At 44.9% G+C, this 10,857-nt stretch carries 7 protein-coding genes; all 7 read left to right on the top strand.

The genetic code is table 11. The annotated features are described in order from the left end of the window. Positions 1–206 precede the first annotated feature (206 nt). The 7 genes from E5S67_RS04365 (at position 207) to E5S67_RS04335 (ending at position 10,852) form a co-directional block, all read left to right on the top strand. A complete protein-coding gene (locus tag E5S67_RS04365) occupies positions 207–767 on the top strand; it encodes an IS630 family transposase (protein WP_172185841.1) in 561 nt (186 codons plus the stop codon). Positions 768–951: 184 nt separating this feature from the next. Next, positions 952–1,353, top strand: a complete 402-nt coding sequence (locus tag E5S67_RS04360) for a fasciclin domain-containing protein (RefSeq protein ID WP_015178455.1) — start codon at positions 952–954, stop codon at positions 1,351–1,353. 333 nt (positions 1,354–1,686) lie between these two features. After that, a complete protein-coding gene (locus E5S67_RS04355; protein ID WP_172185840.1) occupies positions 1,687–6,795 on the top strand; it encodes a PAS domain S-box protein in 5,109 nt (1,702 codons plus the stop codon). A 400-nt stretch (positions 6,796–7,195) separates the two neighbouring features. Beyond that, positions 7,196–7,414 (top strand): hypothetical protein, encoded by a 219-nt coding sequence (locus tag E5S67_RS04350; RefSeq protein ID WP_172185839.1) that lies wholly within the window; start codon positions 7,196–7,198, stop codon positions 7,412–7,414. A 312-nt stretch (positions 7,415–7,726) separates the two neighbouring features. Next, a complete protein-coding gene (locus tag E5S67_RS04345) occupies positions 7,727–8,812 on the top strand; it encodes an amino acid ABC transporter substrate-binding protein (RefSeq protein WP_172185838.1) in 1,086 nt (361 codons plus the stop codon). A gap of 180 nt (positions 8,813–8,992) precedes the next feature. Further along, the gene (locus E5S67_RS04340; protein WP_172185837.1) at positions 8,993–10,207 is read left to right on the top strand and encodes an amino acid ABC transporter permease; all 1,215 of its coding nucleotides are present in this window, start codon (positions 8,993–8,995) and stop codon (positions 10,205–10,207) included. Between the two features lie 45 nt (positions 10,208–10,252). Next, entirely contained in the window at positions 10,253–10,852 is a 600-nt protein-coding gene (locus E5S67_RS04335; RefSeq protein ID WP_172185836.1) for a hypothetical protein, read from the top strand. Positions 10,853–10,857: the final 5 nt, after the last annotated feature.

The raw sequence follows: 10,857 nt of genomic DNA, 5'->3' as shown, positions 1-10,857 counted from the left end.
AGGAACTTGTTTTTAATTGCTGAAATCACCAGTTTATAGGATTCGTATGTCTATTTTCAGAATCCTATCAAATAAGCATTCAACACTTCTGGGGCAAGATATCGGCTAAAAGGAAAATTAAAAGTCCCACGTCCGGTAAGTGAAAAACAGAAACCCGGGGTAGTAGAAGAATTTAAAAAAAACTCTCATCTCTAATTAAAAGCAGTATGAGTCAGAGTGAGAGCTTTTTAAAGCAGTGGAAAAAAGTGCGATATTGGAGTCAAGATGAAAGTCGGATGGGGCTGCATACAATTCAAAGAAGAAAGTTAACAGGTTACGGAATCAAACCGCAAGGAAAGGTGCAATGGGATTTTACTTATTTGTGGCTTTATGGGGCAGTAGAACCGCTAACGGGAGCCAGCTTTTTTTATGAATTTACACATTTAGATACAGTGTGCTTCGAGAAGTTTTTAGAGCTCTTTGCCAGTGAGTATCCGGAGGATTTACATATAATTCAAGTAGATAATGGAGGATTTCATAACTCTTTAAATCTCAGCATACCAGAAAATGTTATTTTACTGTTCCAACCCGCATACAGTCCGGAAGTAAACCCCATAGAAAGACTGTGGGGATACGTAAAAGAACAATTGAACTGGTTGAGATTTGACCAAATAGAAGAGTTGAGAGCAGCGCTGCAAAAAGAGTTAAATAAGTTGACGTTGGAAGTTATTGCTTCTTTGACGGGATGGAAATTTATTTTAGAGGCTCTATTTGTAGCAGGACTTTAGGAAATTGGTATAAGTCCTATATTATTAGGTTTGTAGTGAGGACTGAAGTCCTCCTCAAAAATCTGAGGATTGAAGTCTTCACTACAAAAGAATTACCAATTTTTCAAAAAAGACAGTAGGTATTGTTGCCCGCCTCAGTTTACGATACTTAATAGAACTTTTTTCCCAGATGAGGTAAAACACAATGCCTGATATTGTTGATATTGCCGTAGGTGCGGGTTCGTTCCAAACCCTCGTAACAGCCGTGCAAGTAGCTAATTTAGTAGACGCGCTCAAAAGTCCGGGCCCTTTTACTGTCTTTGCACCCAATGACGATGCTTTTGCGAAATTGCCGCCGGGAACTATCACAACCCTAGTGCAGAACGTTCCCCAATTGACCAGGATTTTGATGTTTCACGTTGTCTCCGGCAAGTTTATGAAAGCTGATTTGGCAAAACTCGGTTTTGTTACTTCCTTGGAAGGTTCGCCGATTAAAATTGATTGTTCTGACGGTTTTGAGGTGAAAAATGCTACAGTTGTCGCTGCGGATATCGAAGCTGATAACGGCGTCATCCATGTGATCGATAACGTGATTTTAATGGGGTAGTTTCACCGTCCATCGATTTTCGATTTTCAATTTTCGATTGACTCTAAAGATGAATTTGAGGCTTTGAACTTTGGTCTAAATTTTTTTTAATTTAACCACGAAAGTCTGGAGCTTGCATCTGTCTTTGGGTGTAAGGTTAAGTCGGGCAATGGGAGCGAAAGCTTGCATAGAGCAGTGTCTCTTTGCTCCCGATCGCGCCCTTGTTTTTTAGCGGTTGAAGGTAATATCAATATAAATAACGTTGTCTTTTCGCCGCATATCTTTTAGAATCATTGTTTACAAAAGTTTGAAAATCAATAATTATAATATAAGCAAACCAGTGTGGTGAGCACTATGCAAATCCTAGCCGCCAGCCTCAAAGCAAAAGTCCGCCAGCGTACCTTGGAACTGCAAGTTCTCAACGAACTTACTGCGAAATTACAACTCGCCACTTGCGCTGATGAAATTTGGTCTGCGTGTTTGACACATCTCGATCGCCTGATTCCGGGCGCGGCGATCGCAATTTTGACGCCACCGGACGATCGACTATACCTGCAACACTTACAGCCCTTAACTGCTAGCGCCAGAGCCGAAATTGAAGGCCGATTGCAAGCAGCTCGCGTTGAATGGCTCGCTGGAAATCGAGACTGGGCCCACAACATCGATCCGCCACCAATTGCTCAGTTTCAGTCGGTCTTGATGGCACCGGCTAACCCGGATGAAAGTGAAGAATTGTTGGGAGTAGTTTTCATTGGTGCAGAGCAAGCAACGGCTTTTAATTTGGAACACCTTTGTTTGCTCCACACAGTCGCTCAAATTTGTGCCGAATCGTTAATTAGCCTAGCAGCTAAAACGACCAATGTCAAGGGGAAAGCTCAAAATAACTTGGCTCTGGATGCGGAAAGTCAAGAACTGTTGTTGCGGGCTTTAATGGACGGTGCGCCGGACAGAGTTTTTGCGAAAGATAGAAACTTTAGATACATTTTGGTAAATCAAAGTTTTGCGGCATATTTGGGGAAAAATGTTGAGGAAATTATCGGCAAAGATGATATTGAATTAGGGTTTTCAGCCGAATTAGTATTTGGCGATCGCAACGGCCGGGTTAGGGGCATCCGCGAGGAGGATCGAGCTGTGCTAACCGGGGAGATTGTTCGCAATCCCTACCAGACGATCGCCTTTGAAGGCGGCAAACAGCACATCTTTGACACGCAAAAACTGCCGCTGTGCGATGCCGAGGGCAATATATTTGCGGTTTTGGGTTTTTCTCGGGAGATTGGTCAATTGCAGGCCACAGATGAAGCCAGGAATCAAAGCCAAGCCAAACTGCAAAAAATTACTGCTAGCGTACCCGGTACGGTATATCAAATTGACTTGCAGCCAGACGGCTCAATGGCTTTCTCGTTTGTGAGCGCCGGCTGCCGAGAATTGTATGAAATAGAACCAGAGGCTGCTCAGCAGGATTTTAATGTAATTGTTGACATGATTCATCCCGAAGATCGAGATGATTTTCTCAATTCGGTCACGCTTTCTGCTGAAAATTTGCAGCCTTGGCGCTGGGAAGGAAGAATTGTCACTCCGTCAGGAAAACTTAAATGGGTGCAAGGAGCTTCTCAGCCAGAATTGCAAGCATCGGGGAAGATAGTTTACTACGGCTTGTTCACGGATATTAGCGCCCGGAAACAAGCGGAATTGAAGCTGCAACTTTATCAACAAATCTTTTTGAAATCCAACGATGCGATCGCCATTTTAGACCCCCAAGGCTATTACTTAGAAACAAATCAAGCTCACACAGCTTTGCTGGGTTACAGTTCGTCGAAATTGTGGGGAAAAACGCCTGCAACTGGGATGGGAGAACAGGCATTTGCGTCGGTACTGCAAAGCTTGGCAGAAACTGGGAGTTACCGAGGCGAAATGACCTTTATTAAGGCTTTGCAAGGGGGAACAGTTGAGGTGGAGCTTTCGGCTTTTGCGGTTCTCAATGGTGCTGGGGATGTAATCTGTTACGTAAACGTCAAAAGGGACATCACCGAACGCAAGCGAGCTGAGGAAAAACTCAAACTTTACCGAGAAATATTTTTAAACTCCAACGATGCGATCGTCATTATCAATGCTGACGGGTTTTTCCTCGAACAAAATCGCGCTCACCAATCGCTTCTAGAATATACAGACGCGGAATTACAAGCAGAAGCGTCGCCGCTGGTTGCGGGGGACCGCTTTTCGGCAATTGCCAAAAGTTTAGCGAAAACAGGAAATTTTCGGGGCGAAATTACTAACTCCACTAAACAAGGTCGCACGCTGGCGATCGACGTTGCGGCATACTCTGTGATTAACAACGCCGACGATGTAATTTGTCATGTCTGCGTCAAGCGCGACATTACCGAACGGATAAAAGGAGAAGAAGAACGCCAAAAATTTGTGTCGCTGATTGAAAACAGCAGTGATTTTATCGGTATGGCTACCCTTGAAGGTCAAACGCTGTTTGTCAACGAAGCCGGACGAAAACTGGTGGGATTAGAAAATATTTCGCAACAGCTTTATACGGAGATATGGGATTATTTCGGCCCAACTTTTAAACAGGAATTTAGTCAAGAGATTTTGCCAATAATTATCAGTCAGGGTCAGTGGCAAGGAGAAGGTCAAATGCAACACTTGCACACCCGAAGATCCATTGATGTTGTGATGAATGCTTTTCTGGTCAAGCACCCTCAAAGCAGCGAACCGCTGTGCTTGGCTGCGGTAATTCGCAATGTCACCCAACGCAAGCAAGCTGAGAGAAGGCTGCGGGAACAAGCAGAACAAGAACGGCTGGTTTCGGCGATCGCCCAGCGAGTCCGGCAGTCTCTCAACCTCACTCAAACTCTGAGCACTGCCGTACAAGAAGTGCGGCAGTTGCTGGCAACTGACCGCGCGGTAATTTATCGTTTTGATTCCCAGGAAACAGCGAGTGTTGTTGTGGAATCTGTAGGGGATGATTGGATTCCGTTGCTGGGCATAAAAGTTCCAGAAATATCTTTTGGCGAAAATGATCTATCGCTATACCGCGCCGGAAAAATTCAAGCAAGAGCAGATATTTATACGGCCAGTTTGAGCGACATCCACCGAGATTTCCTTGTTAGTTTCCAAGTAAGGGCTAATTTAGTTGTACCAATTTTTATCGGCGATGAAAGTCAGGAGTTGGCAACAGAATATTCGCCGGAAACTCCCGGAATTGAGTCGCCGATGGGGAGTTTGGAAGCGAGTCAAAATCGATTGTGGGGATTGCTGGTTGCCCACCAGTGCAGCGCTCCGCGTGTTTGGACTGATTCTGAGATTGATTTGCTGGGAAGGTTGAGCGTGCAGTTGGCGATCGCCATTCAGCAATCTACTTTGTTTGAACAAGCGCAGCAGGCCCGAGAAGCGGCCCTAGAAGCATCTCGAATGAAGTCTCTATTTTTAGCAAATATGAGTCACGAAATCCGCACTCCGATGAATGGAGTGATGGGGATGACTGATTTGCTGCTGAAAACGAATCTTACTCCCGAACAGATCGACTTTGTGCAGACGCTGAAACTCAGCGGTCAAAATTTGCTGTCCATCATTAACGATATTCTTGACCTCTCCAAACTGGAAGCAGGAGAAATGCGCTTAGAAACGATCGAATTTAACCTCACTATATGTGTGGATGATGTGCTGGATTTGTTGGCAACTCCCGCCCAAGAAAAAGGTATAGAATTGGTAGCGCTGATTGACAGCGACGTGCCGCTGCAAATTAAAGGAGATGCAGCGCGGTTGCGGCAAATACTCACTAATTTGATTAACAATGCGATTAAGTTTACAGAAGCTGGAGAAGTGGTAATTGAGGTTTCTCTTGGCAGGTCTCAGGGGTTATTGGCAGACAGCGACGAGCAGAAATTTGTAGAGAATATCCAACCGTTAGAACTCGGAAGCAATGGCTCGACAGTCCTGCTTTTCAAAGTCACAGATACAGGAATCGGTATTGCTCAAGAAGACCAAAAAAAGCTATTTCAATCTTTTACTCAAGTTGATGCTTCTACGACGAGAAAGTACGGTGGCACAGGTTTGGGTCTGGCTATTTGTAAGCAGTTAGTAGAGTTAATTGGGGGTCAAATCGGTGCGGAAAGTACCCCTGGCAGAGGCTCGACTTTTTGGTTTACTGTGCCTGCAGTCGAGGAAAATTTAACTGCTGTAGGAACGGCGTGCAAAGTTAATTTGGAAACGGTGCTGGCGGGGCGAAAAATGTTAGTTGCCAGCGATAAAACGACAGTGCGAAAAGTGCTGCTGAGAATGGCTGTTTTGTGGGGAATAGAAGTTGAGGAGGTTGAAAATGGTTGGATGGCGATCGCATCTCTGTACAAAGCTGTCAGCGTTAATTGCCCTTACGATATTGTTTTGGTTGATATTCAGTTGCCGGAAATGGTGGCGGGAAGCCTGGAACGCTTGATGGTTTCTGAGCCGACAATGCAGCATACAAAGTGGGTGGTGCTGACTTCAATTACTCAGATATCGGAGGCGAAACGTTTGGTAAGTAGCGGTTTTAGCGGTTATTTAACTAAACCTGTGAAAGCTCATCGGCTGTTTGATTGCTTGGTGAATGCGATCGCCCCGGGTGCGGCGATGGATCGGCAGGTGGCAAATCCCAAGTCCAATGGAGCCTCAGCTATTGAAAACCGGGAGTTAGCCAACTTAAAGATTTTGTTAGTTGAAGATACCCCGATCAATCAAAAAGTTGGTCTGAATCAACTCAGAGTTTTGGGATGCACGGCGGATGTCGCGAATAACGGCGCAGAGGCGCTATCGATGGTTGCTATCAAAAAGTATGACATTGTGTTGATGGACTGTCAGATGCCGATTTTGGACGGTTACGAAGCGACGCAGGAATTGCGCCGCCTGGAAGCGGCAAATGCTGCTGCTGGTTTGATCGAGCCACATCAAAAGACGGTGGTGATTGCGATGACGGCGAGTGCTTTGAAGGGCGATCGCGAAAAGTGTCTGGCGGCGGGCATGGACGATTATATTAGCAAACCTATTTCGATCGAAAAGTTAAAATCTGTGCTCGAAAATTGGTCTGCCCAGTTAAAAATTGAAAGTCCAAAGTTTAATGGCGAGGAACTCAAAAACTCTTCAGAGGGTATTCAATCTTTAGTGGATATGGCACGTTTGCGCGAAATTGCTGGTGCTGATTTAGAGTTTGAGCGGGAAATACTCCAAGCTTTTGTGGTTGATACTGGCAGTTATTTAGAAGCGGCTAAGGTAGCGATCGCCTCGGCAGATGTCCAGACATTGGCCCGCCGCGCGCATCAAATTAAAGGTGTCAGTGCTACGGCGGCGGTGCGGTTAATGCCCGAGATGGCAGATCGGCTTCAAAGTCTTGGCGAATCAAACGATTGGGAGGAGGCCACGAAAATCATCGCTGAATTAGAAATAATTCTGGCGGGGGTTCAAAAGTGGGTGGCCCCTGAGTAAGCTGCTGCTATGTTCGAGAGGGTGACAAGATTTGACTCTTTGGGGAATACGGCATTGAAATATACAATTTAAATGCCCAACAGCTTAATTAATTTTCTGGCGAACCGGGCAGGAGTGCCCGATCCCCGACAGCTCCTGGCAGCCCCCACGAGCTATAGTATGTAAAGATTTTTAATTTTTTATCAAGATTTTTATCTCAATGTGACAAAATTCGGAACTCTTATAACATCTTGTGTGTTGTAGCTTGTGACACTACTTTATTGAGTTATTGTGGTCAAATATAAAAAAATCATTAAGCCGATGGCTATGACGGTGCTTTTCGTCTATCGGCTTGAGACACAAAGACCAAGTTTTCGCCCAGTCCGCCCATTAACTGCGTATTTACGCTCCAGGAGGTTTTATGACTCCCATCATGTTACGTCAACTTTGGTCGTTAATTGAGACCACCCAAGCTACTCTGTTAGTGAATTTGGACGATGCCACCCTGGTACAGTGGCTGCTGAAGCAGTTGAAGATGAACTCTGCGCTTAATGGCAAAGAAGCAGATTTGTTGAACGAGTACATCGAGTCTCGGCTGTCCCTAATCCGCGATTTAGCTGAGCAGCGCCTAGCACCATAGGTACAGTGAGCGCATTCAATCAAAATCGGATAAATATTCCAGGGAAGGGCGATCGCCGCGGGCAAAAATAGCCGCAAACAAACCGGGTTTCTATGATAAATCTTGGGTTGGACGGCGGTGCCTCCAGTCACAAACCGGGTTTTTCGCTCTCCGCGCCCTGCTTGCTGAAAAAAACACAGGCGGGTAGCTGGTGCAATTGCCAGAGTGCAGCACCGGATGCAAAACGGCTAATTTGAAGCCGGAGGCTGTTGTGCGCCACAGTTCTCGACAGCTACAAGGTAGGATGATCAGGAAAGCGTTCTACTAAAATCTATGCGTAAATGGGGATTTCTGCTGCTAGCAAGCGTGTTGTTTGCGGCACCGTTGGCTTCTTGTAGGGATCGATCGGCACAAATCGGACAAACACCAGCAACAAATGCTGCGGGTGGCAACTCGCAACAAGGTTCGAGCCGGATAGATACAATTGTCAGCCGCGGCAAACTGATTTGTGGTGTCAGCGGCGAACTGCCGGGTTTTAGCTTTGTAGACGAAAAAGGCAAATATTCGGGACTGGATGTGGATGTGTGCAGGGCTGTCGCGGCGGCAATATTTGACGATCCCGAAAAAGTCGAGTACCGAAAGCTCAACGCTAAAGATAGATTTACAGTTTTGCAGGCTGGAGAAATCGACATTCTCAGCCGAAATACCACCTACACGGCGAGTCGCGACAGCACTACCGGACTGGAATTTGCCCCGGTGATCTTTTATGACTCTCAAAGCATCATGGTCAAAAAAGACAGCGGCATCAAAACTTTAAAAGATTTTGCGGGCAAATCTATCTGCGTGCAGACAGGTACGAGCACCGAACAAAATTTGTCCGACCAAATGCGAAAATTAGGAATTAAATACACTCCTGTGGTGTTTGAAGATGTGAATACTACCTTTGCTACCTATCAAGAAGGTCGCTGTCAAGGTATTACTGCCGATCGATCGCAACTTGTTTCTAAGCGGACAACTCTGCCGAATTCCGAGAATAATGTTGTTTTGCCGGTAGTGATGTCAAAAGAACCTTTAGCCCCAGCGGTGAAAAGCGGCGATCCTAAATGGTCGGACGCCGTGAAATGGATTATTTTCGCCGCGATTGAAGCTGAGGATTTGGGAATTAATTCGGGAAATGTAGACAAAATTGTGGCAAGCACTACAGACCCGAACGTCAAACGTTTGCTAGGAACAGAAGGAGATTTAGGTAAAGGTTTGGGACTCCCGAACGACTACGCAGTCCGCGTTGTTAAGAAAGTGGGTAATTACGGGGAAATGTACGATCGCAACCTCGGCCCCAAAAGTACACTTAAGTTAGAACGGGGTCAAAACAGACTCTGGAAAGATGGCGGTTTGCTTTATTCGCCGCCGTTCCGCTAATTTTAGTTAACTGTTGACTGTTAACTGTTGACTGTTGACTGTTAACAGTTAACCAACAAGATATTTTAGACAGCAAGGTACTCCGCGCTTACCCGACTTGTAAGGTGCTTGCTAGGTGTACCCTACAAGATATTTTAGGCAGGCTAAAGTTAGGTATAGTTCGATCTACATTAAACAGTTATGAACCCAGAACCTCAACCGGGCCAATCGCAGAAATTGCCCAAATTTAAAGATCTATCAAAACTGCTGCGGGACGATCGCTTCTGGAAAATAGCCGGACAGGCGATCGCCCTAATTTTAGTAATAGTTGTTATCGCCATTCTCTGGGACAATCTCAGTGCCAATTACTCGCAACTGGGGATTGCCTTTGGATTTGATTTTCTCAATTCCCAAGCATCTTTTGATATCGGCGAAAGTGTCATTCCCTACAGTCCCGAAAACAGTTACAGACAAGCTTATTTTGTCGGTTTAATCAACTCGCTGCGGGTAATGGGTATCGGCATTGTTTTCGCAACTGTTGCTGGTTTGACTGTAGGAATTGCGCGCCTTTCCGACAATTGGTTGCTGCGGAGTTTGGCTGGTTTGTATGTAGAAATTCTGCGAAATACACCTTTATTGCTGCAATTATTTTTCTGGTATTTTGCAGTTTTCATTTCCCTGCCAAAACTGGAAGACAATCAGCAGGTGAGGGGGCCGATTTACTTGACAAATCGCGGCATTGCTGTACCTTGGCCTGTGGCTTTGCCGGGTTTTGAGATTTGGGTGATTTTGCTAACTATCGGAGTTTTGGCGGCGGCGGGGCTGTGGATGTGGCGGGCGCGGGTGATGTTGGAAGAAGCTAAGCCGGGAAGACAGTTGTTTTGGGCTGTAGGTGCGATCGGGCTGAGTGCAATCTTAGCTTGGATTATCACCAAAAATCTGCCTTTTCGCCTAGATTTCCCCCGCCTGACACCAGCATTGCAACTCGAAGGAGGATTAAAAGTTACTCCAGAATTTGCAGCCTTGGTGACAGGGCTCAGCTTGTATACTGGCAGTTACATTGCAGAAATTGTCCGGGCCGGAATTCAGTCAGTATCGAGAGGCCAGTGGGAAGCCGGAAAGTCTTTGGGGCTGAAGTCTGGAACAATGATGCGGATGGTAATTTTGCCGCAAGCTTTGCGGGTGATTGTGCCGCCTTTAACCAGTCAGTATTTGAATTTAGCTAAGAATTCGAGTTTAGCGGTTGCGGTTGCTTATCCCGACGTTTATTTTGTGGTGGGAGCTCCGACGTTGAATCAGACCGGTCGGGCGATCGAAGCAATGTTAATTATCATGGTAACATACCTAACAATTAGTTTGATAGTTTCTCTGTTCATGAATTGGTACAATAAAACTGTACAAATCAAAGAAAGGTAACTGCTGAATATTGGAGATTTTTGATGTAGGATTAAAGGAGAATAAATGGCATACAGTGATTTTAGTTTAGCAAAAGTATCTAAAATTTTTGAACTTAAAATTTTAGACGCAGTTAATATGTTTTCTGCTATTCCAGAGTTAGAAAGTAGTAATTTTTTAGAAGAAACCCTGCTATATACTGTGCCATTAGCCATTAGCAGTAATACAGAAAAAGCTCGCTCCGAAATGATTATTGCACCAATTTTGATCGAACTGAGAAAACAGTTAAATTCTGAAATTAGCTTTTTTTCAGGAATAGACTTTACAATCGATCCCGAAAAAGGATTAAATGGAAATTGCGATTTTCTGATTAGTCGTTCTCCAGAATTATTAATTCTTTCCGCACCAGTAATTATCATTGTAGAAGCCAAAAAGGAAAATATCAATGGCGGATTGGGACAGTGCGTAGCAGAAATGCTAGGCGCTAGAATATTTAATGAACGTGAAGGCAACGATATTCCTGCGATTTTTGGCGCTGTCACTAGCGGGACTAACTGGAGATTTCTAAAATTAAAAGACCAAGTAATTGAAATAGATTTAACAGAGTATTACCTCAGAGATGTTAATAAAATTTTAGGAATTTTAGCGAACAGTATTAGAAATTAATCATA

It is taken from the genome of Microcoleus asticus IPMA8 (assembly GCF_013179805.1).
GTDB classification, from domain to species: Bacteria; Cyanobacteriota; Cyanobacteriia; order Cyanobacteriales; family Microcoleaceae; genus Microcoleus; species Microcoleus asticus.
This window is presented reverse-complemented; position numbering and strand designations above follow the sequence as displayed.

Bases quoted from the DNA above. Each gene is read 5' to 3' on its own strand.
- E5S67_RS04365 (WP_172185841.1), top strand. From the start codon at position 207: ATGAGTCAGAGTGAGAGCTTTTTAAAGCAGTGGAAAAAAGTGCGATAT.
- E5S67_RS04360 (WP_015178455.1), top strand. From the start codon at position 952: ATGCCTGATATTGTTGATATTGCCGTAGGTGCGGGTTCGTTCCAAACC.
- E5S67_RS04355 (WP_172185840.1), top strand. From the start codon at position 1,687: ATGCAAATCCTAGCCGCCAGCCTCAAAGCAAAAGTCCGCCAGCGTACC.
- E5S67_RS04350 (WP_172185839.1), top strand. From the start codon at position 7,196: ATGACTCCCATCATGTTACGTCAACTTTGGTCGTTAATTGAGACCACC.
- E5S67_RS04345 (WP_172185838.1), top strand. From the start codon at position 7,727: ATGCGTAAATGGGGATTTCTGCTGCTAGCAAGCGTGTTGTTTGCGGCA.
- E5S67_RS04340 (WP_172185837.1), top strand. From the start codon at position 8,993: ATGAACCCAGAACCTCAACCGGGCCAATCGCAGAAATTGCCCAAATTT.
- E5S67_RS04335 (WP_172185836.1), top strand. From the start codon at position 10,253: ATGGCATACAGTGATTTTAGTTTAGCAAAAGTATCTAAAATTTTTGAA.